Source organism: Rhizobium sp. P32RR-XVIII (assembly GCF_012641395.1).
Classification (GTDB): Bacteria; Pseudomonadota; Alphaproteobacteria; order Rhizobiales; family Rhizobiaceae; genus Rhizobium.
The window spans coordinates 13,996-40,017 of record NZ_JABAIH010000017.1 but is presented as its reverse complement, the minus strand read 5'-3'; the positions used below and the strand labels follow the sequence as shown (position 1 = coordinate 40,017).

Here is a 26,022-nt window from a genome sequence, read left to right as displayed (position 1 = left end):
CGAGCTGATGCGCTAGGAACGGTCGCCAGCTACGATGGCGACCGGTTCATCTGTCCGGTCCAACTCCGGAGAGCGATCATCGGCCATCCGGAGATCCAACGAACCCCAGATCGACGGCTTTTCAACGCCGGTCTTCACTTTCCGGGACTGCTTGATTTCGACGATGAACGGTTTCGTCTGCTTTGCCATAAATCCTCCAGGCGACGAATCGCAGGGCAACTCTACCGACAAGGATTGAGGCCGCAAGCCGTGGTGGCCGGGAGATTGCGAGTACGAAGTGACTTAATGGTGAACTCAGTGATCTGGCCGATCCGGTACTCCGTCAATTCGGGGCCGGGTGTTGTCGGCCGCCATTGTCATATCCGTTTCCCTCGACGACAGGGCTCCATTCGCGGGCTCGATGAGGCATGTCTGGCCGGAGAACGGCTTCGCCTCGCTCGTATTCCCGCAACGGCGCTCCGAAACTTTCATCCCCTGCCGGCTCAAGCCGTCATTCCTCGCGAAACAAGAAAGTCTCTCCACGCCGCCCTTCACGATGTTTCGGCCCTACGGGTGCGGTCCGATCGTCACCGGCCTTTGCGACTGCCATCGAGGCCGCAATGGAGCGGCCCGAAACAGCGAAAAGGAATACGGCAATGGCTACCATCGGCACCTTCACCTCCACCGAAAACGGCTTCACCGGCTCGATCCGCACCCTCGCCCTCAACGTAAAGGCCCGCATCGCCCGCATCGAAAATCCCTCCGACAAGGGTCCGCAGTTCCGCATCTTCGCGGGAGCCGTTGAACTCGGCGCCGCCTGGCAGAAGCGCTCGGAGCAGACCGACCGCGACTACCTCTCAGTCAAGCTTGACGACCCGAGCTTCCCCGCTCCGATCTACGCGACGCTCTCTGAGGTCGAAGGCGAAGATGGCTACCAGCTGATCTGGTCCCGCCCGAACCGGGACTAAGAATTCCGACCCCGCCCGAGAGGGCGGGGTCATTCCTTCGGCGCAGATCTAAAGCCGGATCAGGCATTGAGCCTGGTCCGGCTTTTTTGGTGGCAGACGAGAGGGAGGGATAGCTGCTCAGAAACTGGAAGTGTGCCGCTCGCGCATGCCGGCATCAAGGATGAGCGGTTCCCCCAATTTTCTCCAGCCGCCTGCGGCGCCTTCCGAAAATCGGCTCCCCCACTCCCCGGCTCTGCCGGTCGCTCGCGATCCCTGACCCCGCCATCCCCTCCCGGCCGAGGTGGTCGTCTTTCACACTCAAGGAGATCAGACGATGACCTACGACATTGAAATCCAAATTGAGGAACTGCGGGCCGAGCTTCGTAACGCCTGCGACGCCGGCGAGCGTCGCCAGATCCGAGCCGAACTGGATGTCGCTCAGGCGGAGCTTGCGGCTGCCGTCGCCCTGCGGAACGAGACCCTCGATCGGGAACCTCCTCACTGAGGGGCAACCGATACGGCTTTCGTGTTCGTCGACTGTCGCGGTTCTCCTGTAATCCAATTTCATCGACATCAGGGATGGTGCGTCTCGAGCGTCGCGCCGCAACCTGATGCCGCCAGAATTTTCCCCGCCTTCGGCTTCCTCGCGAGCCAAAATTCAGTCGTCCTCAGGTCCTCCGCTTCGCTGCGGTCGTTCCGATGCAGCACTCCTTCCCGATCCGCATCTCATCCCCGCGATGAAACGCAATCACAGGAGAAACAATATGCAACAGCTCGCAAAATTCTTACACCTCACCGGCCGCCGCCTTCGTGCTCTCGGCAAGGCGCCACCGGCCCGCTCCGGCGGGCCTGTTCCTCAGCACCATGGCTCGCGCCGGCCCGACCAGGTCCGCGCCAAGCCTTCCGCAACCAGCCGGTCGCCGAGGCTGCGCCCGTCCCGGACGAGAACCCGAAGCTTGCGGCCGTACCGATCCGTATCACGCCCTGGCCACGCTTGGAGTTGGAATGGCCCCTCGTTGACGAGCTCGATCAACCGCTCTGTTGCCTTGTCGCCGAGTGCCAGTTCCGACGCGCATTTCGGCGTAATGATCTCAGGGGCGTCGATATCCGCAACCCTCACCTTCTGACCGCTGATCCACAGTGTATCACCATCGACGACGCAGTTGTGACGCGCGCCGGACGCACATTTGGGGAACGTCGCCGGTTGACCGGAATACGCCGCGTCAACATGCGGGACAAGCAAGGGGGCCCCTAGCAGAACAGAGACGGAAATGACGCCAGTCCAAATTGATTTCACCTGATTGCCTCAAGCTCGATGACGGTAGAAGGAGCGAAACTATCAGATTCGCGGGCAGGGGTTGATCGTGGTCGATAGCCTCGAGCGCATTTCCGTCGGGTCAGGTCCAGGAAGAGGGCAACCGCATCCTGCTCCCGTTCGAAATGGTGGATCAATGTCTGACCGTTGGTGCCGATCCGCCCCCATCGCCGGGTAAGGCAGAGTTCACCGAACAGGTTGGCCTCGATCGACATGGCATAGTAGCGAGCCATGTTCCTGGCGCGGTCCTTGCGTTCGACATAAAGCTGGTAGGGCTGTGCGATCATGACCGAGAATCGCGCGTGCTGAGTCTGCAGTCCAACGACAATTATGAATCGGTTTCGCGTGATCGATTCAATCTCGTGAAGCATTCTAAGTGTCAGGTCTTCGGCGATCCGCCTTCGGCGTACGGCTCTATTCGCCACGGCGAACGAAGCCCGCTAGCGGTCTCCGCCCTTTCGGGTCACGATCCTTTCGCGTTCGCGGCAGGATTGATTAGTGCCCGAGATAGCCGACGATATCTGCGCCATAATATTCCCCTCCTCATCGGCATGAGCAATGACCTCGTCAGTGGTTTCATCGATCAATGCTTTGTCATCTTCTCGGACGGCCGCCGCCACGTCGTGGATGCGGCATTCTTCAATCGCGTCTTCAGCCGGAACCTGCGCCTCACAGGCTTCCCAATATCGCATTGCCGGATCCTCCTGCGGTCAGATTGGTTCGGGCGGAACCGGATCATCGGTGCTCGCCTCTCGCTGCTGAAACCTGTTTTCGCCGACGCATGACTTCATGTCCGGTCGACGGAACCAGATCGCGCGGCCGCATCGCAATGGCGCGTTGCCGGCTGTGAAGACGATCTGCTCGTCAGCACGCATGCGAAGAACTTCGTGCGGCTGGATCAGCTGCCTGGAGGCGAGTTGTTTCGAGCGAGTTCGTGACGACCCGCGCGATTGGAAACTGCGGCTGACCTGGTCGATCTCGACTGTCGTCGTGCCGCATCGGCGCGAGATATAATCGGCTGTTTCCGGATCATTGATTGCCGCAAACGAGATCCAGCTGACGCTCTCGAACCATTTGCTGGACGCGTCGCGACCGCCGTAGGTTTCCCGCAGCTGGCCGATCGACTGATAGATCATCGTGAGCGTGATGCCATATTTCCGGCCGGCATCACGTGCCGTCTCCAGCACCCGCATGTAACCGAGCCTTGCCACCTCATCGAGGAGAAAGAGTGCCCGGCCTTTGATCGCACCGTCGCGATTATAGATCGCGTTGAGGAAGGAGCCGATGATGACGCGCGCCAGACCGGCGTGGGTTTCCAAAGTCTTGAGGTCGATATTGATGAAGACGTCGGTTTCACCATCGGCCAGCGCCTCGGTCGAGAAGCTGGAGCCGGAGACCAGAGCGCCGTAGTTCGCATAGCTTAGCCAATGCGTTTCCTTGATCGCATTGGCGTAGACGCCAGAGAAGGTCTCCGGCGTCATGTTGACGAAGGCGGCGACATTCTCCTTCACGAAGTCGGACGCTGAATTGTCGTAGATCTCCTGAAGGCGGGCGCGAAGCTTGGGCTCAGGCTCGGAGAGGTTGGCGCGAACCTGGCGCAGGGTCTGGTGCTTCATATCCGTATGCCCTGACAGGCAGACATCGGCGATCATCGCGGTCAGGAGCTGAAGACCGGATGCGCGAAAGAAGTCGTCGCGAACGCCGGTCGCGCGGCCGCTGTCGCTCATGATCCAAGACGCGACGGCCGCAATATCCTCTTCCTTGGTTCTTCCATGACGACCGATCCAGTCGAGCGCGTTAAAGCCGGAGCCGGTGTTTCTAGGGTCGAGGACGATGACGCGCCGTCCCGCCTTGCGCCGGTGCTCCATCACGATCGGCGCCACCTCGTTGGACGGATCGAGCACGACGAGCGAGCCGCCCCACTTGAGCGCGGTCGGGATCGTGACAGCGGTCGTCTTGAAACCACCTGAACCGGCGAAAACGATCCCATGCGATGAACCGAACGAGCCGTCGAAGCACAATAGCGGTGCGAAACCTCCCCTTCCCCAGGTCGTCGGCTCACCGGCTCGAAACGACGAGGCGGCCGGATCGTCGCGATCGACACGATATCGCTCGCCTATGACGATGCCTCCTGTTTCCGGAAAGAGCTTTTCGGCATCTTGCATCGTCATCCAGTCCGCTTCTCCGTGCAGGGCGCGTTTGCCCCGGATGCGTCTCGGCTCGCTTCGCGAAAACGCCGCATTGCCCATCCTCGCAACGCGCAGCGCGAAGAATGTCGCAAGCAGCGCAGTGGCTGCTCCTGCGATGGTCGAAGGATCGGCATAGGACAGAAGCGTCTTTCCCGTGGGGACTTGGCCAGCAAAAGCCAGCAGGCGCGATCCCTCCCTAAGCGGTGCGACGGCGGTGACACCAAAACCGCCCGCGGCAACGCTCCAGCCCGCGGTCTTGATATTGACCGATCCCCTCGTGCCGAACAGAAACATGAGCCCGCATGCCCCGGCGAGCGTATAGGGCAGTGCGAGCCCGATCCGCCCGAGCATCAGCTTTGCCTGATCCGTCGTTCCGAATGCGGCGAGCCACCGTTCGATACCGGGGAGGCTCAGCGCAATTGCCAGCATGGCCACGGCTGGAATGGCGGCGACAAGGATCCTCTTAGGCATCATCGGCGAATGCCTTTGCGCCGAGCTCACTCAGACGCGTTCGCTCCGCATCGTCCGCTTTGATCCGCGCGCCGGCGTCGATCAGCAGCCCGAGCAAGAGCGCGCGTTTCTCATAACGCAGGCCCGCCTTGACGATCAGGCCGCCGAGCTCGATCTTTTCCCGCGCGTCCTTCTTGCGGGCTTCGCTCGCCGTCGTCTTTTGCATTCGCTCAAGCCTCCGCAGATTGGCCCGCAGCCTCGCCAGCGCCGTTCGGCGGCGTGGTCGCGGACTTGCGCCCCTGCGCGAGTTTCGTTGCTCCGCGAAACCGGCTGGCGACCTCTTCGAATGCCGACAGAAGATCAGCCTCCTCTATCTCGATCTCCCCGATCCCCGCACGTAGCGCGATGCGCCCGATGCGCTCGGCATCGCGTGTTTCAGCCTGTTTGAGTTGCTCCTGCAGGCGAGCAATCTCTTCACGGATCTTGGCAGTTGGCTTCTTCATGGGCGTGGCGTCCTCGTTGCTGATAGTCCGATGGACACAGACCCTGCCCCGAATTTTCTTCCGTTGGAAAGGTGCAATGTTGCACCTCGCCAAAGCGCTAGCTTTTGGCGAATGATCCCGCGGTTCCGAAGGAGCGGATCCAAGGGCGCAATTATACGTCGCTGACGCGACGCCCTGCTCAAAGGCCCTGGCGGGGCCTTGCGCTCCCGACGAACAGTCTGATTTTGTTCGATCTTAGGAGCTCGTTCTCGCCGTGGCGGTCCCGCATTTCTCAGTCAGCATCGTTGCCCGCGGCTCCGGCCGCAGCGCTGTGCTGTCGGCGGCCTACCGGCATTGCGCCAAAATGGACTTCGAGCGGGAAGCCAGGACGATCGACTACAGCCGCAAGCAAGGGCTGCTGCATGAGGAGTTCGCCATTCCTGAAGACGCACCGGAATGGCTGCAGGAGATGATCGCCGATCATTCGGTTTCCGGCGCATCGGAAGCCTTCTGGAACAAGGTCGAGGCCTTCGAGAAGCGGAGTGATGCGCAGCTCGCCAAGGATGTGACCATTGCCCTGCCGATCGAGCTGACCGCCGATCAGAACATCGCGCTCGTCCGCGATTTCGTCGAGCGGCAGATCACCGCCAGGGGTATGATCGCCGACTGGGTGTTCCACGATGCGCCGGGCAATCCGCACATCCACCTGATGACAACCTTGAGGCCACTGACCGAGGACGGGTTTGGCGCCAAGAAGGTCGCGGTCTTGGGACAGGATGGCAACCCTGTCCGTAACGATGCTGGCAAGATCGTCTATGAGCTTTGGGCCGGCGGAGCCGACGATTTCAATGCTTTTCGGGATGGCTGGTTCGCCTGTCAGAATCGGCATCTGGCCCTTGCGGGAATCGACATTCGTGTCGATGGACGGTCCTTCGAAAAGCAAGGGATCGAGCTAACGCCGACCATCCACCTCGGCGTCGGGACGAAGGCGATCGAACGGAAAGGCGACGCCGGGGAAGAGAAAGTCGCGCTCGAGCGGTTGGAGCTGCAGGAGGAGAGGCGCGCCGAGAATATCAGGCGTATCCAGCGCAATCCTGAGATCGTCCTGGACCTCATCACCCGCGAGAAGAGCGTCTTCGACGAGCGTGACATCGCGAAGGTTCTCTATCGCTATATCGACGATGCTGCGCTCTTCCAGAACCTGATGGCGCGGATCCTGCAGAGGCCGCAGACGCTGCGGCTCGACCGTGAGCGCATGGATCTCGTCACTGGCGTCAGGGCACCGGCGAAATACACGACGCGGGAGCTGATCCGCATTGAAGCGCAGATGGCCAATCAGGCGATTTGGCTGTCGCAGCGATCCTCGCATGCCGTCAAGCCAGCGGTACTGAACGGCGTATTCTCTCGCCACGACCGCCTGTCGGATGAGCAGAAAACTGCGATCGAACATGTCACTGGTTCGGAGCGCATCGGCGCTGTGATCGGCCGTGCCGGCGCCGGTAAGACGACGATGATGAAGGCGGCGTGTGAAGCCTGGGAGGCGGCCGGCTACAGGGTCGTTGGCGGTGCGCTTGCGGGCAAGGCGGCGGAAGGTTTGGAGAAGGAAGCCGGCATTGTCTCCCGCACCCTGTCCGCCTGGGAGCTGAGATGGGATCAGGAGCGAGACCGGCTTGATGACAAGACCGTCTTCGTCCTCGATGAGGCCGGAATGGTCTCGTCTCGGCAGATGGCACGCTTCGTCGAAGCGGTAACCTTGTCCGGTGCGAAGCTCGTTCTGGTCGGCGATCCCGAGCAGCTGCAGCCGATCGAAGCCGGCGCTGCCTTCCGCGCCATTTCCGAGCGGATCGGCTATGCGGAACTCGAGACGATCTATCGCCAGCGGGAACACTGGATGCGCGATGCCTCCCTTGATCTGGCGCGTGGAAACGTGTCGGCCGCGCTCGACGCCTACGCGCAGCGGGGCATGGTCCGGACCGGCTGGACGAGAGACGAGGCAATCACCGCTCTGGTCTCCGATTGGGACCGTGAATACGATCCGGCCAAGGCGACCCTGATCCTCGCCCATCGCCGTGTCGATGTTCGTCTGTTGAACGAGATGGCGCGCGACAAGCTCGTCGAGCGTGGGCTGATCGAGACTGGCCATGCGTTCAAGACGGAAGACGGGACGAGGTATTTTGCGGCCGGCGATCAGATCGTCTTCCTGAAGAATGAAGGGTCGCTCGGCGTCAAGAACGGGATGTTGGCGCGGGTTGTCGAGGCGCAGCCGGGACGGATTGTTGCTGACATCGGCGATGGCGAAGACCGCCGTCAGGTCGTGGTCGAGCAGCGCTTTTACGCCAATGTCGATCACGGCTATGCCACCACGGTGCACAAGAGCCAGGGCGCCACTGTCGATCGCGTCAAGGTGCTGGCGTCGAGCACGCTGGACCGGCACCTGTCCTATGTCGCCATGACGCGTCACCGCGAGACGGCGGAGCTCTATGTCGGGCTGGAAGAGTTCGCGCAACGGCGTGGCGGCGTGCTGCTGGCCCATGGCGAAGCGCCTTACGAGCACAAGCCAGGCAACCGGGACAGCTACTACGTGACGCTCGGCTATGCCGATGGCCAGGAGCGAACCGTCTGGGGTGTCGATCTCGCGCGGGCGATGGATGCGTCGGAGGCCATGATCGGTGATCGCATCGGCCTCAAACACATCGGATCGCAACGCGTCACGCTCCCCGATGGCAAGGAGGTCGACCGCAATTCCTGGAAGGTTGTGCCGATCGCAGAGCTGGCGATGGCACGGCTCCATGAGCAGCTCTCGCGTGCCGGATCGAAGGAAACGACGCTCGACTATCAGGACGGTTCGCACTATCGCGCGGCGCTGCGTTTTGCGGAGGCGCGTGGCCTCCATCTGATGAATGTCGCCCGCACCATCGCGCATGATCAGCTCCAATGGACCGTTCGTCAATCGTCGAAGCTCGCCGAGCTTGGCGCGCGTCTCGTCGCTGTCGCGGCAAAGCTCGGCCTTTGCGGAGCGAGATCGACCGTATCGACAACATCTGCAATCAAGGAGGCAAAACCCATGGTCTCAGGCACGACAACCTTCCCAAGATCGATCGGTCAGGCGGTCGAAGACAGGCTCTCGGCCGACCCCGGCCTGAAGGACAGCTGGCAGGAGGTTTCCGCTCGCTTCCATCACGTCTTTGCGGATCCGCAGGCCGCCTTCAAGGCAGTCAACGTCGACGCGATGCTGGCGAACGGGACGGTAGCAGCAACGACGATTGCGCGCATTGCCGAGCGTCCGGAAAGTTTCGGCGCGCTGAAGGGGAAGACCGGTCTTTTTGCGGGGAGCGCCGAGAAGCAGGCCCGCGATACAGCACTCGTCAACGCGCCTGCCCTTGCCCGCGATCTGCAGGGCTTCATTGCGAAACGCGCAGACGCGGCCAGCCGCTATGAGGACGAGGAACGCGCGGTGCGCACCAAGCTCTCGCTCGACATTCCGGCTCTCTCCGCATCCGCAAAGCAGGTGCTCGAGCGCGTGCGCGATGCGATCGATCGAAACGATATCCCCGCCGGTCTCGAGTTCGCCTTGGCGGACAAGATGGTGAAGGTTGAGCTCGAAGGTTTTGCCAAGGCCGTGTCGGAACGCTTCGGGGAAAGAACCTTCCTGCCGCTCGCGGCAAAGACAGCTGACGGGAAGGCGTTCGGGGCAGCGTCCGCGGGTATGCAGCCGGCCCAGAAGAACGAGCTGCGATCGGCCTGGGACACGATCCGGACCGTCCAGCAATTGGCTGCGCATGAGCGAACAGCTGTGGCTCTCAAGCAGGCGGAAGCCATGCGGCAGACCCAGACGAAAGGACTGTCGCTGAAATGACGTCTCTCATCTCCCACACCTCTGCCGCTGCGCGCCAAAGGCGCCCGGCTCTCGCTCTCTTCGCGGTGTCATGTGGCGTTGCCCTTGCGGTGATCTTCGGTGGGTCCATCGGTGGCCTGCGGATCAACACCACGCCCAGCGAGCCGCTCGGACTCTGGCGTGTTGCGGCTCTCGATCGCCCTGTTCAGGTCGGCGACCTGGTGTTCGTCTGCCCACCGGAGACCGACACTGTTTCCCAGGGATTTGAGAGAGGCTACCTTCGCGCGGGCCTGTGCCCGGGCGGCTTTGGCCCCCTCATCAAAACGGTGGCTGCAGTCGGCGGCCAGCACATCGAGATCGCTGGCGACGTTGCGATCGATGGGCGGCAGATCGCAAGCTCGAACCTCGTGTCTCAGGACGGCCAGGGGCGTCCATTGCGCCCTTACGCCGGAGGGACGGTTCCAGCCGGCTTTCTGTTCCTCCATTCGCCATTTCCCGGATCCTGGGATTCCCGATATTTCGGGCCGGTCCCAGCCGCCGGTGTCCTCGGCCTTGCAAAGCAGGTGCTCACCTATGCGCCCTGATTCGCTCCAGCCTCTTTCCCTCGCTCTGGCTTCTGCCACGATTGGATTTATCGGCTGGAGCGGACATCTACTGGCGCTTCCTGCAGCAATCGCATTTCCGGCGCTTTGGTCGCTCGCATGCAGTCGTCGCACCGCGAGTGTCGTTTCGGCCGCCTATTTTCTGGCGGCGTCGCGCGGTCTGCCGCAAGGCGTGGCTGCCTTCTATCAATCAGATATCTGGCCGGGGCTGATCCTGTGGCTGGTCGCCTCAAGCGGCTTCGTTTTCGTTCACGCCGTACTATGGTCGCGTCAGTCCGGGGGTTGGAAAGGCCTGCGATATACGATCGCGATGGTCCTCATGGCCCTTCCACCCTTCGGCATTGTCGGCTGGGCCCATCCAATCACAGCGGCAGGCGTTCTCTTTCCAGGATGGGGCTGGGTGGGATTGGCGGCAGTGACAGCCGGTCTCACGGTTATGACGACGCGATATCGACCGGCTGCAGCCATAGCCCTCGTAGGTTTCTGGCTCTGGTCCGCCGCATTCTGGACCGCACCGGACATAGGGCGGGGCTGGCAGGGCGTCGACTTGCAGCTCGGAAATAGTCTGGGTCGCGATAACAGTCTTGCTCGGCATAGTGATCTTGTTGCAACGCTTCGCTTACAGCGTCGGCCCGACACCGCCTACATGCTTTTGCCTGAAAGCGCTCTCGGGTTTTGGACGCCGTCGGTCGAACGCCTATGGCGGCAGCAGCTCGCCGCCGTCGATCTGAATGTCATCGCCGGCGCGGCTGTCGTCGATCGGGAAGGATATGACAATGTTCTGGTTCGCGTCTCGGCCAGCGGCAATGAGATCCTCTATCGGGAACGCATGCCAGTGCCTGGCTCGATGTGGCAGCCCTGGTTCCCACTGATCGGAAAGGGTCGAGGAGCCAGAGCGGACTTCTTCGCAAATCCGATCGTATCCGTTGGCGGCCAGCGCGTGGCCCCACTCATCTGCTACGAGCAGCTGATCATCTGGCCTGTCCTGCAGTCGATGCTTCATGGCCCTGATCTCATCATAGCCGTCGGGAACGACTGGTGGACCAAAGGAAGTTCCATCATCGCCATTCAGCGCGCCAGCACCGAAGCCTGGGCACGGCTGTTCGACAAGCCCCTCATTATGTCTTTCAACACCTGACTTTGGAGCCATTGTCATGGACCCTGCCTTTATCAAACAGTGCGCCGATCCGGCGCTCAAGCCCACTATTGTCGAGCAGTTCGTGTCTGCGGTCGGCTCCGACGACCCACTTGCTGTCACCCTCAAATCGGGCGGCCGTCTCATCCTCGTTCCCAAGCCGAAGACCCCTGACGAGGCCATGGGCATCGTTCGGCAGTATGTCGGCCAGGCGGTGGTCCGGGTGGGGGTGACGCAGTTTCCGGCCGGTGTCGGCGTCAAGGATACCTCCGAGATAAATTCCGATCTGGTCGAGCCCTGCAAGAACCTCCGAAAGGGATCTGCAATGTTCGCCAAGATCCTTCGGATCGTAAGAAAATGGTACGGCAACCCCACAAACGTTGAGGTCTTTCCGCAAATCTTCGACGATGCGGTCTACGCCTGGAACACAGGCCAGTTCGAGGGCCAAGGCGTGTTTCAAGCCGAGGATCCGGGGGGTGCAGTACCCGAAGAGGACGACAAGGCGAAGGTGGTGGAGGCGGAGCCTGCTGATGCCGCGCCGGCTGAAAGCGAGGCCGAGCCCTCAAGCGCAAACGATATCGGATCGGCGGGTATCAGGATCGATCTGTCGAGAATCGGCGGTCAGAAATGACTTATCGATCAATACTGAACGCGGCGACGGATCAGGGATTGATAATCGCAACGTTCAGGTCATCGAGCACATTCGCGAGACCCGGCGCCCGTATCAGCCTTGTCGCGCCGACAGCCTTCAGCTTGCCGATGGATCGATCGAACACTGCAAGATTCGTGTGCCCGTTTAGCCTCGAGGGATAAATGATGCCGTCGACATGATCTCGATGTTCATGGAATGCGACAGCCCACTCGCGAGCAAGGGATTGCTTGGAGGATTTTGCCACATCCGTCGGCACGCCCATCTTGATCGCTCCGTCGTCGCGCAGATCAACCATCGTCAGTGGGTCGATCACCTCAATCTGTGTAAACTGCCGGTTACGTAACTCTGACTCGGCAATTGGCAGATCACCGATCAACCCATCGCGCTGATCCCTTAGCAAAGCTTCGAGAAAGCAGACTTTGACGGTGTCGCCCATGTAGAGCACGCCAAAGCGATTGGCGGGCTTTCGGCGCCGCGGGTCGCTGAAGCGGCTCGGTGTCTTTCCGAAGCCGAGCGGATCCGGGTATCTACCGAGGTAGATGCGGCCGAACCTTGAGCCGGGCGCAACGACGTGTAGATGCAGGCTCGCTGTTTCGAAGCCGGCGGGCGGTAGTGCATTTCCCATTTACCGGAAATCTCGCCCAACGCTTTCCGCTGCCGCGAGCGCCTCTTTACTTCGTCCACGCTCCAGAGCTTGGCGCCCCGTCAGACCATCCAGTTCACCATGGGGCTGGACCAGGAAGCGATAGACAGCCCAGGCTCCGCCGAGCATCTCGTGGAGGATGGGAAGTGCTACAAACGGTTTGCCATTGGAATCGAGCTGCCAATCCGGGAAGCGATACCCGCGCTTGGCGCCGTCGAGTCCGAGCACCTGACCGTTTTGCCGCTTGGTATTGACTGTCACCCGCGTCGTTCCGAGGAGGCGGGCAAATTCGTCAGCGCTGAGCATATCGACGCGCGCGAGGATTTCTGCTGCTTTCGAGCGTCCGCGTTCCCGGGCTGCGGCAAGAGCCTGCTCAAGTTCAGCATCCGGCGTGCTGTCCTCTTCAGACAGTGCAGGGATGGTCGTTGCTTCCTCTTCGACGGGACTTACGACCATTTCACCTTCAGGATCGACGTCAACGCGAAAGCTCACACGTCTGCCGGCGGTGCGGCTCCTGGAAATCGCCTGACCATACTGCTGCAGCAGTGCCTGCACGCGCTTGGGCTTGTCGGACAGGACTTTGGTCGCACTATCCGGAACTTTGATTTTGAAGCCACTCATACCTTCCGGCAGCGCACCGGCGCCTGTCGCCAGGAAAAAAGCCATGGACCTATTTGGTCCATCCCTGCGGGCTGAGCCGTCTTTCATGCTGGGTTTTGCCTTGGGAGATGCCATAACATTTCCTCCATACAGAAGTACTCATATGGCAAAGATGGATAAGTTCGTCAAGTTCGTAAAGGCACTTAAGTTTATGGCACCTCATGCACCCGATTGTCACGCTGACACTTAGTACCCTGTCAACTTAAGACAGAAACCGCTTTAAGCTCAAACCGACGTACAAAATGTATGGTAGTTTCCCGAGGGAATAGTGCCCACAGTTTAATTTCAGGATCTGCGGCCGGCTGCCGGCGTTTTTCAAACCTAGTAACAAGCTTTCCGACAGCTCCGGGAACACAACCGTGTCTCTCTTGGCAAGCACCACTTGAAGATCAAGATCCGGCCGAGCCAGACGATGCACATAGTTCTCGAGATTGAATGGGCTCCATGCTCGCCTGAGATCAGCCAGCTCGATTTCCGGCTCGAGGCTGCTACGGATAGATCGTGTCGCTCGACCGGTCCAAACCATATCCGCAAGGCTTCCACCCGTCAGAAACAGCGAAGCCTTCGAAACGTTCGCATCATGTGCGGCAATCAATCCTGCGACCCAGGAACCGAGGCTCATGCCGAGGACGGAGATTTCTCGATATCCCTCGCTCTTCAGCCAGCGGATGAGTTTTCTTCCATCAGACACCGCCTGCCTTACGGCTTGGATCGTTCGACCAAGGTTGGCGCTCAGCATGTAATCCGCGTGCAATGAACCGGGACGGCTACGCTCGAAGTGATAAGGCATTGCGATCTCAACGACAGTGATGCCGCGCCGTGACATAAAGTTGGCAATGTGAGCGTTTCGAGCCCGTGCGTTCCAATGGTGAAAAATCACCAGTGCCTTGTCGAGTGATCCACTCTTGGTGATTTTCGCCCAGACGATATTATTCTCTGCGACATCGGTAGAAATGTCCGATGGAAATTTAATCCAATGCTCTCCCACTTCGAATTGTTGATCGCCGCCGTTTTGCTCATCAAAAAACGTCGGGTCAGTCGAAGCTTCATCTGCGCGTGCACAAAATTCGCGGATGGTGTCGATTTCCTCACCTGGAAACACACGGTCTGCATCAAGGATGAAACTCGTCGTTTCCTTCCCGTCCTCACCGCGTCGCGCCCGCTGTTCATCCCACCGATCAAGCCAGCTAAGATACAATTTGTTTGCTTCCTATTTCACTGGATCGCCGACTGCCTAGGCCAGGATCAACCAGGCTGAACACCGCGACCAGTACACCGGAGCCCAACACGATTGAGAAACCCACGAATGCATCTACCAGCAGGTAGGTGGCAAACAGCCATGTCACGACCGCCGCCATCTTCCAGAGAGGAACATGAAACCGCGTGCCGATAGCTCGCAGGCAGATCGAACCGTAGACGAAGACAACGAGGGTCGAAAGTGCAACGAGCAGGCTGCTGTAATGGGTGGGCATGCGATAGTGGAACCCATTGCTAACACCTTCACGTCCCGCCAGTGCCGAATACATGTCTCCTGACAGCCAGTCGACGATATTTTTGGCATTTGATGTCAAATAAGAGCTCTGAGCTTTCATGCACACGGCGACGAGAATGCCCAGAATTGTGCAACGAAATATCCCACGCATTAATCTCAAGCAAAGCTCATAGACTTCGCCTTGAGATCCAACCTGCTGCAGGATCGTGGCTTCGGCGCCGATTTTTCTCAGATCATGGACCATCGTATGCAGCAAAATGAGTCCGGCAAAGAATAGATAAAAGCAAAGGCTCATGTAGAGGTAAGCGAAGGCCGTGAACCCGATCGACACCGGTACCGATATAACCTCCGGTCGCACAGTTGCCAGCGTGCCCCAACTTGTCGCGTAGTCTGCTCCGCCTTCCAGCAATGGGATGAGGCAAACGCCAATCCACTGGAAAACACCGGCAAACAACACACAAATCAGAAACACCGCCCAATAGGACGAGGAAGACGCCTCGACATTGCGTGCCCAATCATCCTCGCTTGTGGTCGTGTCGCTCCCCGACCATAGCTTCACGCGCCCTTTCTTTGTCCAAAAAGCGAGTAGCTCCGTGACGAGCGCGAAAAACAGCGGCAAGAGCACCATGAAAAGGAATGTCCAATTCGGCGCCCAAAGAAATCCAACCTCTTTCGCAACGTTATCCGCTCGGACGTAAACTGCGCTGTGGATCCCCACAATGTACGACAGAAAACCGAGAGCGGAGGCGCCCGCAAACACTGATGCAGGCAAGTTCAACGGCGAGCCGCCGCTAAAAAGGGCCTCCGATTTTCGCGCCAAACCGAAGCGTTGCTTCTTCCGATCGGCTGCCGCTTCGGGTGTAAGCTCGAGCGCTGACGACTGCTCGTCGTCAACTGTGGGGTCTGGCGACACATCTGGACTTTCTAGCGCAAGACTGTCCGCCTTTTTCGCCTCCCGTCTCTTGGCCTGCAGCCGCGCCTGAGCCGAACTTAGCTCGACCTGCCATGCTGCAGTCGCCGCCGGATCATCGCACCCAAAGACCCTTGCAAGCCAACGAATGTTCGCGGCGCTAATTCCCCTGTCATTTTCCTGAAACCAAAGCTGTACGGTCCTCAGATCAACCCCAGCTTGGTTCGAATCTATTTGGGAAATGGCCTCCGCAAGCAGCTCGGGCGTCCATGGGCCTGCGGGAAATCCGTCTTCGCCCAATGGTCTGCCTGCGCCCGCCGCCGCAAGTTTCTTGAACAATTCCTTCCAATCACTACCGTCGTTTGGTGGTGGCAGAAATAATTTTCCGTTCTGAAACAATCGATTACCAGTTCTAATTTCGTTTCGTTTCACTGCTCTTCATATTACATCGTGCCAAATCACTCACTCGCCGGTTATCGAATTCAGGTTGGATAATTTTATGACAGACGCACAGCGAGTGGGCGACCTGACCAAATGAATTAATCAACCTCAGGCTGAGTCAACGCCCGCGAGTTGCACCCGTTAGCGTTGTAGAAGAGGCCGCATAGGTGCGGAACCGCGTTCCGCTACTGTCGCCATGAGGCGCTTCGGGCAGGAGAGCAGCACTGAATGGGAGAGATTTGGATGAACCAACTTGTCGCCGGGCTTTTAGAAATCAGCGCTGTCGCGCACGACGGTGCAACGCTGAAAACCGCCCTGGCGGATTTGGCCGAACGGTTCGAGTTTTCCGGCTACGACTATTCCAAACTGCTGCCGGGCGACTTTTACGTGATATCAAACCTGCATCCCGATTGGCTGAAGCGTAGCCGAAAGTTGGACCTGGACCGGCGAAATCCGATTAGGAAGCGAGCCCAACAATCACGCGGCGCCTTTATCTGGTCAGGAACGCAAGAAAATGGGACTCTGTCGGAGGAAGACCAGACTTTCTATGAAACGGCATCGCAATTCGGGATCCGTTCAGGCGTCACCATCCCGATTGCGATTTCCAGTGGTGCCATTTCAGTGTTGAGCTTCGTCACTTCAAAGCCCGTTCTGACTGTGCAGGAAGAAATTGATCCGATCGCCGCATCCTCTGCGGTTGGGCAGCTGCATGCCCGCATCGAACAGCTGAAGGTAACTCCTTCGATCCAGGAACCGTTTTATCTCTCTCCGAAGGAGGCGACTTACACGCGATGGCTATCACTTGGCAAAACGGTGGAAGACACGGCCGATATTGAGCACGTTAAATATAATACCGTCCGTATTGCGCTCGCCGAGGTCAGGCGGCGTTATGACCTTTGCAACAATACCCAACTCGTGGCTCTGGCAATCCGGCGGGATCTGATTTGATCAAACCTTCGGCGTTCGGCCCAGAATGTTGAGAAGTGTTGTGAGCGCAGACATCTGTGCGTGCATTTCGATCGTCGCCTCCAGATAGGCTAGGTGAGCGTCATTCGGCTCGTTCTTGTCATCCCGCTCGGCTGCATGAGCGACTTGGAACATTTTCTCGGCGCGGTCGACAAGCGTACGATGTCTCTTGATTGCGCCGACGGTCAGGATTTCGACAACTTGCTCGGACTCGTTCGAGAGCAGTCCGACAATCGGCCGCAGGTCGATGTCCGTGGTAATGTCATTTCTCTCGTGACCCATAATTTCTCCCAACGCCCACGCACAGCCTGCGATGTACGCCAACAGGTCTGCTCGTATGAGAATCGAGCAACACAGCACGTACTGTCTTGAGAATTATTTTAGCGATCGGCCGGAGACACTTCCACTGCAGTTTTGCAGGATGGACTGATCCCTTACCTTCTCGTGCCCACGGCACTACCTTCGCAGCCGTGACAGCCGGAACCTTAAGACGCAGATCGCTTGGCGAACGCTATTGTGATTGCCTGCTCTTGTTGCTCGGAGGTGAGGTGAACCTCGTTGACCTCCGTATCTGGACCCACAACCTCAAAGGCAGAGGGCGTTCGATCTTCGAACATCCGGTAAGCGTTCATCGCGGCCTCTGCGGGATTGTCAGCTTCGATGAGCAAGCTGCGAGAGGTCACTCTGTAAAACGGCATGCTATTCCCCCGCGATTCGTTGCTTACTGGTCTAGCATCCGGGGGCTTTACACGGAACGGCCACCACCTTGAAGGTTAGCAGGCCGACCCCTACGTGAACACTCAGCAGAAACGGATCGGCATGATGAAACCTGAAGCCACATCCATCACGAAGACCTCGCTTGACGCGTTGACCGCGATAGCGAAATTTAGGCATCAAAGACGTGTCGGTCGAGTTTGGCTTATTGGCGACCGTCGGGTCGCGACCAGGACTATCGAAACGCTGGAGCAAAAAGACCTTGTTCGCGAGGTCGCGTTTCACGGGACCCCGGCTTTAATTTTGACTGACGAAGCCAAAACTTTCTTGGCTGGTAAGCACCAGCAGTGAGCTGTGGGGAGCTACCAACTGGTACGCAACCGGATTATCGCCGTATCATCGGCTTTCCAAAGAAGCGGTCTCGCTCCTCCATGACTTCGTGCCCAGCAGCATAGAGGTGCGCAATCGCCTCTCGAATGTCAGTGAATGCCTTCATGGTTCGCTTTGAGATGTAGTCGCCGTCGGCATCAACGTTTGACTGCAGCGCATTCGCACAGTTAGTGGCAAGCTTATCAACCTCGGGCGCAATAGCGTAGAGCTGTTGAACTACACGGTCGAGATCGTCCTTCGCACGCTCTGGCATCCTATCGACCATCGACTATCTCCTTCAGTTGAGCCTGGCCGGGTGTCGGACTTTAACCCCTGTTGCTGCCAGGAAAAATGATGTCCTGATCAACCAGCACATTGAACCGATAACCCGGCCTGATCTTGATCGTCGGCTGGACATTGAGATTTTTCGAGATGGTCTGCTCGGCGACCCGTCCAAAAGTTTCGGTAAAATTCCGCCGCGCCGCGTCTGAGGCGGTGTCCTGCGTGGCAAGAGTTGAACTCTGAGGCATAGACATGTCGATCCCTGTTCCTATGAGCGCGACGAGCGCGGCCGAGCCGAAGGTCCGGAAATAGTGGTTGTCGATTTTGTCGCTGAAACCGCCATAGCCTTCCGCGTCGGTCCCGGCCATGCCGCTGATCTGCAGAGTCGAGCCATCCGGGAAGATGATATCGGTCCAGACGACGAGGACGCGGTTCTGGCCGAATGAGACCTTGCTGTCATAACGGCCAAAGAGCTTTGTCCCTTGCGGCACCAACATGAAATGGCCGGTCGCGCTGTCATAGACGTTCTGGTTGACCTGCGCCGTGATGCGGCCCGGCAAGTCGGAATTGATGCCTGATATCAGTGTCGCGGGGATCACCGATCCACGCTTGAGTTCGTAAGGTGACTGCTGAGGCACGACCTGATTGGGCAGATAGCCGAGATCCTTGATGTCTGCGTTGAAGAAATCTTCCTTAGACGATTGTCCATTCTGATCGACCTGACCCGCAGCGCCCGCTCTCAACGCTGCGGCATAAAGATCTTGCGCGCCGGATGGCGCGGAGTTCGATTGACGCGGTCCGGCAGACGCAGTGTCCGCTGATTGTGCCGAGACATCGGTGATATCGACCTTCAGCGGCGAGTCGAGGGCCGCTCCCCTCGCCTGTAGGCTTGCCATGCGCTGGCGTTGCTGTTCACGAAAGATCTGTTCCCGCTGTTCGCGAAGTATCCTGGCATTCCACTCCTCGTCCGATTCCATGCGAGACCTGCGCGGCTCCCGTGGTTCGACCTTGGGCTCTGCCTCCACCGGACGGGCGGCTTCCTGCTGCTGTGGGACCGGGGTTGGCTGAAACACCGGCTGCTGTTCCTCCCGGTCGCCGATAATTCCGTCTTTGACACCCCGCTTCAGCTGATCGGCGAAGGTGGAAGCCGGCGTGCCAGTCCCGTTTTCGTTCTGGTCGTGCTGGCCAAACCTCAGCCCACGTGAGGAGAGGCCGTAAACGAGAACGGCGAGGAACAGAACCAGGATCCCGATGCCGACGAACACGGGCACGCGATTGAGGCGCTTCATCCCTTTCTCGTCAGCAGACTGATTTGACGTTCCCAGTTGCAGCGATTGGACCATGATCGTCTCCGCCTGTCAGTTTCGCTTCATGAGGGAAAGGGGGCTTGCTGGCGTCGCCACCCCATTGCTCACCGAGTAGGCCCGGCCGAGCTCCATCGCGTCAGTCGAAAGACGCGCCAGAACTTGTCCGTCGGCGGCAACGATCGAGTAGGTCAACTCGACGGGCTTTGCTGCACCCTTCTCGTTTGCGCTCTTGTCATCTGTGACGATGGCAAAGCCCCACCCTTTCAAAGCAGCTTCGAGCGCGACGGCAAATTCGGATGTATCCTTGTGCAGTTTGATGGGAGTGGTCCTTGATCCAGCTTGCTCGGCGAAACGTCCTGCCATGTCGCCGGCGATGGCACCGGCGGCAGGCCCGGTGACGTCAGCGGGTGCTGCGCTGGTGGACAGCCCATCGGTTGCGGTCTGGCATCCGGCTAGGTTGAGGGCAAGGACAATCGGAATGAGGCGATAAAGCTGCATGGATCACCCTCCCCGCCGGATCGTGATCTTCTGCTGCTTCCAGCCAACCCCGGAAATCAGGATCGCCTTATCGATATTATAGTCGACGATCATCATGTCGTTCTCCATCCGATAGTTGACGATGCGGTTCTGTCCACCCGAGACGACGAAGAGAACCGGCGCGTCCTGGCCGGAGATAGCGCGGGGAAACTGGATGTAGGTCTTCTGCCCATCGGAATAGACCCGCTTCGGCCGCCACGGGGCGTTTCCGCTCAACGAATAGGAGAAGGCGAGCTGTTCCGGAGCCACACCGCCGTCCGACCCGGTCATGGCCTGGATACGTGCATTGATATCGGAGAGCTTTGTGGCGGCATCTTCGGGATATTCGAACCCGACGCGGGCCATGTACTGTGTCGGATGCGATTTCAGCTGGATATGATAGGTGCGGCGTGATGTCGTCACCACCATCGAAGTGACAAGCCCCGGCTCAGATGGCTTGACGATCAGATGGATCGCCTGCCCGCCGGCGGCGCCCGATGTTGCTGGCTCCACCTTCCAGCGGACGGTATCGCCGACGAGGACGTCGCGGACGATTTCGCCGCCCTGAAGCTCGATATCGCAGACCTGCAATGGGGAGCAGACGACGGACGGCTGAGTCTCGCCGAAAAGAAAAATCACCTTGCCGTCCGGTCCTCGTGTAACCAGCCCGGCCTGACCTCGCCATTTGCCGGAGAGGTTCGTCCCTTTCACCTCATTGCCCGTGAGGCTTTGTGCGATAGCCATCGGTGAAACTCCGGTCGATAAGGCGAGCGTCAGCATGCAGCGAAGAGCGACGCGTTTGTGTTTGATCCTCATTGCAGATCCCTGCCTTCAAAGTTGCGCGGTCCAATCGAAATCGGTCACATAAACGCCGATCGGATTGAGCCGGATTGTTGCTTCGTCCTGTGGTGATGTGATCGAGACGGTCGCGATGCCCCGGAAGCGCCGGGTCGCGACCTCCTTGCCTTTCCGATCGCGCTCGTACTCCGTCCAGTCGATTTGATAGGTCTGGTTCGAAAGCGCGACGATGTTGTTCACCTCGATCGCCACTGTCGCGTTGACCGCCTTTTCGAACGGCGAGTTGCCGCGAAACCATGCATTGACCTTTTGCGTGGAGGCATCGCTCGTTCGCAGCAAGGCATAGGTGCGGTCAATATATTGCTTCTGGACCACAGCATCCGGTGTGATCGAACGAAAGCTGGTCACGAAGTTCCCGAGCGTCGCGCGAACGACTCTGGTGTCCGCGTATTCGATCTGTTGTGGGAAGCCGCCAGAAACCGTGTTCCCCAGCTTGTCGACCTCGACGATGTAAGGGACGAGTTTGACCTGCGTGCTGAGATAAAGCGCGTAACCGAAGCCGATAACCGCTATTCCCAGGCTCAAAATGCCGACTGCTCGCCAAGCGGAAGCCGCCTTGACGTAGGAGCCGTAGCGTTCTGACCATTCCTGCCTTGCGGCAAGATACGGGTTCTCAGGTGCGGTATGCCCTGCCATTTGTGTGATCCTGTCCGTGAATTATGGTTTGTCCGGTCTTTCCGGATGAGGTGTCGGAGCTGAAGGAATGCCCCTCGCCTGATCGAGCTTGGCGTTGGCCAGGCCGAGAAGGGAGCCGGCATAAGCGCCGGGCGACCCGATCGCCTTCTCCTTTGCGGCGGATCCGGCAGCCATGGCGCCGGAGCTGAAACTTGCGCCCATACCACGGAGCACCGAGCCTGCGGCCGATGACCCACCGGCGCGCGCTGCCTGCGCAGCGGCAAAGCCAGCGCCTACTGCGCCGGCGCCGAGAAACGCGCCGCCCGCTGCAAACGAGGCCGCCTGTCCGCCGTGACGGATTGTCTCCATGCCGCCGGAGACCGACGCCCCTTGCACGACGCCCTGTATGATGTTCGGAACGTACATTGCGATGATGAAGACGACGACGGAAATGCCAGCGATCGCGAGTGTGGTGATAAACTGGTCGCTTTCGGCTGTGGGCGCCTGCGCGAGGCCGAGCAGCACGTTGGAGCCTATCTTGGCGATCATGACTAAGGCCATCAGCTTCATCCCAACGCCGAAGGCATAGATGAGATAGCGGATCGCAAAGTCCTTGGTGAAGGAGGAGCCACCGAGCCCGAGCATGATCATGCCTGCCAGCAGGCCGACATACATCTCGACCATGACCGAGACGAAGATTGCCGCGACGAGAGAGAAGCAGATGACGACGATGCCCATCGCAAGCACTGCGGCAATAGCCAAGGCATTGTCTTCGAAGACGCCGAACTTCGCCTGTTCCGACATCTGGGATGCCACGCGGATTCCGGCGTCGAAGACCTCGGCGGGCGACGCAGAGCCGCCACCGGCGCCGATCTGGAAGAGGCTGTCGACGACAGCTTTGGCGAAGGTCGGACCCTGAGTGAGAGCGAAGGCGAAAAAGCCAATGAACATGATGCGGCGAACGAGCTCGGCGAACCAACTGTCCAGCGATGCTGCCTGGATCGCGAGCCACACCGCTGCAATGCCGACCTCGATTCCAGCGAGGATCCAGAACAGCGTTCTTGCCGCATCCATGACGGTGGTTTCCCACCCTTTGGCTGCTGTCGAGACCTGGTTTTCCAGTTCTGTAAGGACCTGGCCTTGCTGAGCGAAAGCAGGTGCTGCCAAAGCGAGAAACGCGATACCCGCAACGAGGAAGGTGGCTTTCCGATAGCGCTTCACCATCTCGGGCGCATCTCCTGCCCTTTTTCGATCGGCGGCAGCTCTTTGCCGGTGCCAAAAAACTTCTCGCGTGTTGCTCGTTGCTCCTCGCTCATCTGCGGCGCGGCGGAGCTTTCCCCACGCACCAGAACGACTGTGGCGACCGCAGCAATCCCTGCGATCACAACGCACAATGAGGCGATCAATACGGGGCGGGTCACCAGCGGGGCTCCATTTTCTGGCCAGAGGGAATGGACTGGACATCAGCATTGAAGAATTTCTCGCGACGAGCCTGCGCCAGATCCTTGTCCGTCTGTTCGCTCTGCAGCCAGGTTCCCATCATCGTGGTCTGCTGGGAGACGATACCGCGGAGCTTCTGCATCTGGGCGACCTGCTGTGCTGCGATCTGGTGGCCGACCTGAAGTGCTTTCATCTGGCCGTCCGCCGATTGCGACATCGATCGCAGCTGGTCCATCGTATCTTCCTCGCTGTCGAACTGATCGGCGGTAAGGCTCGCGGCCTTGAGCGTGCTGGAAATCGTGTCGCGGTTCGTGTTCGACCACGTCTGATAGGTGGACGAAAAGCTCTCTGCGTTCGGAAGGCTTGTCTTCAAATCCGCGTAGCTCTTGAAGCGTTGCTTCAGCAGATCGTCAGCGTTGCCCATAGAAAAGGCGATGCCCTGACCCTGATTGACGATATTGCGCAGCTGGTTCAGATCGCCTTCGACTTGGCCCCAGATGTGGTTCGGAAGCTGGGCCGTATTCTGCAGCATGTTCTGATAGATATTGAGCTGGTTTTGGATCTGCTCGGCAAGCTGCGTGATTTGTTTGATCTGGTTATTGATCTGTTCGGTCGACTGACCAACGAGATGGATAAGCTCACCGTTGTTGAGCATCTGCGTCATTTCGGTCGCGCCGGTAACCGCGCCTCCTGCGTAGGAAACCGTGGGCGTTGCAGTAAGGGCGGCGGCGACCAACCCCGCCACCAACGATCTGCCGAGCCTCGAAAACTGGACTGCTTCACTCATAGCGGTTGATCCCCCTTTCGATGAGCCACTGAACCGGCCATTCGTGGCCGTGGGTCGACGAGAGCGCCCTGATGCGGGCTAGATCGGCCTTGCCGGAAGCGCCGACGAAGGAGAGTGTGACCGGGCCGAGGGACATGTCGAAAAGCCGGCGGCCATCGGGTGAGGTCACGTAATATTCGCGTTTAGGGATGGCGCTCGCGACAATCTCAATCTGCCGCTCATTGAAACCGATCCGCTCGTAGAAATCGCGGGTGCCGGTTTCCCGAGCTGCGCCGTTCGGAAGGCAAATCTTGGTCGGGCAAGATTCCTTCAGGACGTCGATAATGCCCGAGCGCTCGGCGTCGGAGATCGACTGCGTCGCGAGAATGACGGCGCAGTTCGCCTTGCGTAGCACCTTGAGCCATTCCCTGATCTTGTCGCGGAACACAGGATGGCCAAGCATCAGCCATGCCTCGTCCAGGACGATGAGGCTTGGCGAGCCATCGAGCCGCCTCTCGATCCGGCGAAAGAGATAAGTCAAAACGGGCACAAGATTACGCTCGCCCATATTCATCAGTTGCTCGATCTCGAAGCACTGGAAGCGCCCGAGCGTCAGCCCATCCTCTTCCGCATCGAGGAGCTGACCCATCGGGCCATCGACCGTATAGTGATGGAGGGCGTCTTTGATCTCGCGCATCTGGACGCCGCTGACGAAATCCGACAGAGAACGGCCAGGCGCCGAGGCCATCAATCCAATCTGCCTCGAAATCGCGTTTCGATGGTCTGGCGCAACCGTCACGCCTTGAAGCGAAACCAGGGTCTCGATCCACTCGGAGGCCCAGGCTCGGTCGGCGTCAGTCGAAAGCTCGGACAATGGGCAGAAGGCAAGACTGGCCCCCTCCCCGCTTTCGCCGCCGATCTCGTAGTGCTCACCACCCACCCCAAGCGTCAGCGGCAGCATCGAATTGCCTTTGTCGAAAGCGAAGACTTGCGCCTTCTCGTAGCGGCAGAATTGGGCGGCGATCAGCGCGAGGAGCGTGGATTTGCCGGAACCGGTCGGACCGAAAATCAAGGTATGGCCGACATCGTCGACATGCAGGTTTAGCCGGAAGGGAGTCGAGCCAGACGCAACCTGCATGAGTGGAGGCGCGTCGGGAGGATAGAACGGGCACGGGGCGACGGGTTGGCCCGACCAAACAGAGTTGAGCGGGACAAGGTCGGCAAGATTTCGCGTGTTGATCAGCGGTTCGCGGATATTGCAATACCAGTTGCCCGGCAGGCTGCCGAGAAAAGCATCGGTCGCGTTCAGCGTCTCGATGCGGGCTCCGAAGCCTTCCGCTTGGATGAGGCGACGAACCGCCTCCGCCTTCTCCTGCAGCACCGAGCGGGTTTCGTCGAAGAGAATGATGACCGGCGTGTAATAGCCGTAGGCCACCAATTGAGATGAGGCTTCAGCGATCGCATCCTCAGTCTCGGCCACCATGGCCATCGCGTCCTGGTCGACCGACCGGGATTGCGTCTGGAACAATTGGTCAAAAAATGGCCTGACCTTTTGCTGCCACTTCTTGCGTGTGCGCTCGAGGCGTTGCTTGGCCTCCTCTGCATCGAGAAAGATAAATCGCGACGACCAGCGGTAGGTCAGCGGCATCAGGTTCAGGCTGTTCAAGATCCCCGGCCAGCTCTCGGCCGGAAGTCCATCGATCGCAATCACGCCGAGAAACCGGCTCTCGACCCGCGGCGTCAATCCATGTTCGAGCTCCGCCGTCGCGAGCCAGTCCAAATACATCGGGACTTCTGGCAGGCGGACGGGATGGTTTTCGCCAGCGATCGCAAAGCGGATGAACTGGAAAAGCTCGTCGTAGCGTGCAATGCGAGCACCGTCCCGCTCACGAACCTCCCGGGTCTGCATCCTCTGTATGGAGAGAACATTCCCGAGATATTGCTCGATTTCGCGGATCGAGCGGCGAAACGCATCAAGAGCGGTATCGGCATATTTCGCCGAACGGCTTTCGGTGTCCGAATAGATGTAGCGAGTGAGCCCGGACCGGCGGCGCTCGGGCGGCCGGTAGGTCAGGATTAGCGCATGGCGGCTTTCAAAATGCCCGCGTTCCTGACCGAAATGCCTCCGTCGTTCGTCGTCGATAAGGCGCGTTACCGTATCCGGGAAATGACTGCGCTCGGCGGAAGGGTATTCCGTCGTCGGCACGCGAACCGCCTCGACCTGTATCATCCAGCCTGTGCCGAGCCGCGATAGGATCGCATTGATCTGACGGGACAGTTCGTTGCGTTCGAAATCGGTAGCGCTTTCGGAATCCGGACCGGCAAAATACCAGCCGGCCATCAGACTACCGTCCTTCAGCAAGAGAACGCCGTTATCGACAAGGCCTGCATAAGGAACGAGGTCCGCGAATGACGGACCGGTCGATCGAAATGTGCGTAAGGCAACCATTGCGAGAT

At 59.3% G+C, this 26,022-nt stretch carries 29 protein-coding genes; 8 read left to right on the top strand and 21 right to left on the bottom strand.

The genetic code is table 11. The features are described 5' to 3' along the window. Positions 1-12 precede the first annotated feature (12 nt). Positions 13-189 carry a hypothetical protein gene (locus tag HGP14_RS29020; protein ID WP_168833321.1) on the bottom strand — a complete coding sequence of 59 codons (177 nt, stop codon included), beginning with the start codon at positions 187-189 and terminating at the stop codon, positions 13-15. A 446-nt stretch (positions 190-635) separates the two neighbouring features. Between HGP14_RS29020 and HGP14_RS29015 the strand changes: the two genes are divergently transcribed. Further along, positions 636-947: a DUF736 domain-containing protein gene (locus HGP14_RS29015; RefSeq protein ID WP_011654735.1), complete on the top strand. Its 312-nt coding sequence runs from the start codon at positions 636-638 to the stop codon at positions 945-947. A gap of 313 nt (positions 948-1,260) precedes the next feature. After that, on the top strand, positions 1,261-1,431 hold the full coding sequence (locus HGP14_RS29010) for a hypothetical protein (RefSeq protein ID WP_168833320.1): 171 nt from the start codon (positions 1,261-1,263) through the stop codon (positions 1,429-1,431). A gap of 351 nt (positions 1,432-1,782) precedes the next feature. Here the strand turns inward: HGP14_RS29010 and HGP14_RS29005 are convergent, their stop codons facing one another. The 6 genes from HGP14_RS29005 to traC all read right to left on the bottom strand — a co-directional run bounded on the left by HGP14_RS29005 (position 1,783) and on the right by traC (position 5,383). Further along, complete coding sequence (locus tag HGP14_RS29005) at positions 1,783-2,223, bottom strand: thermonuclease family protein (RefSeq protein ID WP_168833319.1); 441 nt, start codon at positions 2,221-2,223, stop codon at positions 1,783-1,785. Beyond that, a complete protein-coding gene (locus tag HGP14_RS29000; RefSeq protein ID WP_168833318.1) occupies positions 2,220-2,528 on the bottom strand; it encodes a WGR domain-containing protein in 309 nt (102 codons plus the stop codon). The genes HGP14_RS29005 and HGP14_RS29000 overlap by 4 nt, the downstream gene beginning before the upstream one ends. 153 nt (positions 2,529-2,681) lie before the next feature. Continuing rightward, a complete protein-coding gene (locus HGP14_RS28995) occupies positions 2,682-2,933 on the bottom strand; it encodes a hypothetical protein (protein ID WP_246704646.1) in 252 nt (83 codons plus the stop codon). Positions 2,934-2,951: 18 nt separating this feature from the next. After that, positions 2,952-4,904, bottom strand: coding sequence for a Ti-type conjugative transfer system protein TraG (gene traG / locus HGP14_RS28990; RefSeq protein WP_168833317.1), 1,953 nt, complete (start codon positions 4,902-4,904; stop codon positions 2,952-2,954). Continuing rightward, positions 4,894-5,106 carry a type IV conjugative transfer system coupling protein TraD gene (gene traD / locus HGP14_RS28985; RefSeq protein WP_168833316.1) on the bottom strand — a complete coding sequence of 71 codons (213 nt, stop codon included), beginning with the start codon at positions 5,104-5,106 and terminating at the stop codon, positions 4,894-4,896. The genes traG and traD overlap by 11 nt, the downstream gene beginning before the upstream one ends. Positions 5,107-5,110: 4 nt before the next feature. Further along, complete coding sequence (gene traC, locus HGP14_RS28980; RefSeq protein ID WP_168833315.1) at positions 5,111-5,383, bottom strand: conjugal transfer protein TraC; 273 nt, start codon at positions 5,381-5,383, stop codon at positions 5,111-5,113. 253 nt (positions 5,384-5,636) lie between these two features. On the opposite strand from traC, the gene traA reads away from it, so the two are divergent. The 4 genes from traA to HGP14_RS28960 are packed head-to-tail and all read left to right on the top strand — an operon-like array spanning position 5,637 to position 11,565. Next, positions 5,637-9,218 (top strand): Ti-type conjugative transfer relaxase TraA, encoded by a 3,582-nt coding sequence (traA, locus tag HGP14_RS28975; RefSeq protein ID WP_168833314.1) that lies wholly within the window; start codon positions 5,637-5,639, stop codon positions 9,216-9,218. Further along, on the top strand, positions 9,215-9,781 hold the full coding sequence (gene traF, locus HGP14_RS28970) for a conjugative transfer signal peptidase TraF (protein ID WP_168833313.1): 567 nt from the start codon (positions 9,215-9,217) through the stop codon (positions 9,779-9,781). The genes traA and traF overlap by 4 nt, the downstream gene beginning before the upstream one ends. After that, on the top strand, positions 9,771-10,937 hold the full coding sequence (locus HGP14_RS28965) for a conjugal transfer protein TraB (RefSeq protein WP_168833312.1): 1,167 nt from the start codon (positions 9,771-9,773) through the stop codon (positions 10,935-10,937). The genes traF and HGP14_RS28965 overlap by 11 nt, the downstream gene beginning before the upstream one ends. 16 nt (positions 10,938-10,953) lie before the next feature. Then, complete coding sequence (locus HGP14_RS28960) at positions 10,954-11,565, top strand: TraH family protein (RefSeq protein WP_168833311.1); 612 nt, start codon at positions 10,954-10,956, stop codon at positions 11,563-11,565. 31 nt (positions 11,566-11,596) lie between these two features. On the opposite strand, the gene HGP14_RS28955 is transcribed toward HGP14_RS28960, so the two are convergent. The 4 genes from HGP14_RS28955 to HGP14_RS28940 all read right to left on the bottom strand — a co-directional run bounded on the left by HGP14_RS28955 (position 11,597) and on the right by HGP14_RS28940 (position 15,690). Beyond that, entirely contained in the window at positions 11,597-12,127 is a 531-nt protein-coding gene (locus HGP14_RS28955) for an RES family NAD+ phosphorylase (protein ID WP_312862214.1), read from the bottom strand. A gap of 84 nt (positions 12,128-12,211) precedes the next feature. Then, entirely contained in the window at positions 12,212-12,850 is a 639-nt protein-coding gene (locus HGP14_RS28950) for an XRE family transcriptional regulator (protein WP_168833354.1), read from the bottom strand. Positions 12,851-13,091: 241 nt separating this feature from the next. Beyond that, entirely contained in the window at positions 13,092-14,087 is a 996-nt protein-coding gene (locus HGP14_RS28945; protein WP_168833309.1) for an RcgR family putative quorum lactone hydrolase, read from the bottom strand. Continuing rightward, positions 14,077-15,690 (bottom strand): RcgA family putative transporter, encoded by a 1,614-nt coding sequence (locus tag HGP14_RS28940; RefSeq protein ID WP_168833353.1) that lies wholly within the window; start codon positions 15,688-15,690, stop codon positions 14,077-14,079. The genes HGP14_RS28945 and HGP14_RS28940 overlap by 11 nt, the downstream gene beginning before the upstream one ends. A gap of 285 nt (positions 15,691-15,975) precedes the next feature. Between HGP14_RS28940 and HGP14_RS28935 the strand changes: the two genes are divergently transcribed. Continuing rightward, complete coding sequence (locus HGP14_RS28935; RefSeq protein WP_168833308.1) at positions 15,976-16,680, top strand: autoinducer binding domain-containing protein; 705 nt, start codon at positions 15,976-15,978, stop codon at positions 16,678-16,680. On the opposite strand, the gene HGP14_RS28930 is transcribed toward HGP14_RS28935, so the two are convergent. Next, positions 16,681-16,980: a transcriptional repressor TraM gene (locus HGP14_RS28930; RefSeq protein WP_168833307.1), complete on the bottom strand. Its 300-nt coding sequence runs from the start codon at positions 16,978-16,980 to the stop codon at positions 16,681-16,683. A gap of 540 nt (positions 16,981-17,520) precedes the next feature. Here HGP14_RS28930 and HGP14_RS28925 point away from each other — a divergent pair. Continuing rightward, entirely contained in the window at positions 17,521-17,763 is a 243-nt protein-coding gene (locus HGP14_RS28925) for a hypothetical protein (RefSeq protein ID WP_168833306.1), read from the top strand. A 34-nt stretch (positions 17,764-17,797) separates the two neighbouring features. On the opposite strand, the gene HGP14_RS28920 is transcribed toward HGP14_RS28925, so the two are convergent. From HGP14_RS28920 to HGP14_RS28880, 9 genes are read right to left on the bottom strand one after another with little or no spacing between them, the layout of a single operon-like run. Then, positions 17,798-18,067 (bottom strand): hypothetical protein, encoded by a 270-nt coding sequence (locus HGP14_RS28920; protein ID WP_168833305.1) that lies wholly within the window; start codon positions 18,065-18,067, stop codon positions 17,798-17,800. A 40-nt stretch (positions 18,068-18,107) separates the two neighbouring features. Next, a complete protein-coding gene (gene trbI, locus HGP14_RS28915) occupies positions 18,108-19,406 on the bottom strand; it encodes an IncP-type conjugal transfer protein TrbI (RefSeq protein ID WP_168833304.1) in 1,299 nt (432 codons plus the stop codon). Positions 19,407-19,421: 15 nt separating this feature from the next. Then, the gene (gene trbH, locus HGP14_RS28910) at positions 19,422-19,868 is read right to left on the bottom strand and encodes a conjugal transfer protein TrbH (RefSeq protein WP_168833303.1); all 447 of its coding nucleotides are present in this window, start codon (positions 19,866-19,868) and stop codon (positions 19,422-19,424) included. A gap of 3 nt (positions 19,869-19,871) precedes the next feature. Beyond that, positions 19,872-20,702, bottom strand: a complete 831-nt coding sequence (gene trbG / locus HGP14_RS28905; protein WP_168833302.1) for a P-type conjugative transfer protein TrbG — start codon at positions 20,700-20,702, stop codon at positions 19,872-19,874. A gap of 15 nt (positions 20,703-20,717) precedes the next feature. Continuing rightward, on the bottom strand, positions 20,718-21,380 hold the full coding sequence (locus HGP14_RS28900) for a conjugal transfer protein TrbF (RefSeq protein ID WP_168833301.1): 663 nt from the start codon (positions 21,378-21,380) through the stop codon (positions 20,718-20,720). 21 nt (positions 21,381-21,401) lie between these two features. Then, complete coding sequence (trbL, locus tag HGP14_RS28895; protein ID WP_168833300.1) at positions 21,402-22,583, bottom strand: P-type conjugative transfer protein TrbL; 1,182 nt, start codon at positions 22,581-22,583, stop codon at positions 21,402-21,404. Further along, a complete protein-coding gene (gene trbK, locus HGP14_RS28890; RefSeq protein ID WP_168833299.1) occupies positions 22,577-22,780 on the bottom strand; it encodes an entry exclusion protein TrbK in 204 nt (67 codons plus the stop codon). Before trbK ends, trbL begins: the two co-directional genes overlap by 7 nt. Then, the gene (gene trbJ, locus HGP14_RS28885) at positions 22,777-23,586 is read right to left on the bottom strand and encodes a P-type conjugative transfer protein TrbJ (RefSeq protein ID WP_168833298.1); all 810 of its coding nucleotides are present in this window, start codon (positions 23,584-23,586) and stop codon (positions 22,777-22,779) included. Before trbJ ends, trbK begins: the two co-directional genes overlap by 4 nt. Beyond that, a complete protein-coding gene (locus HGP14_RS28880; RefSeq protein ID WP_168833297.1) occupies positions 23,579-26,014 on the bottom strand; it encodes a conjugal transfer protein TrbE in 2,436 nt (811 codons plus the stop codon). The genes trbJ and HGP14_RS28880 overlap by 8 nt, the downstream gene beginning before the upstream one ends. Positions 26,015-26,022 lie beyond the last annotated feature (8 nt).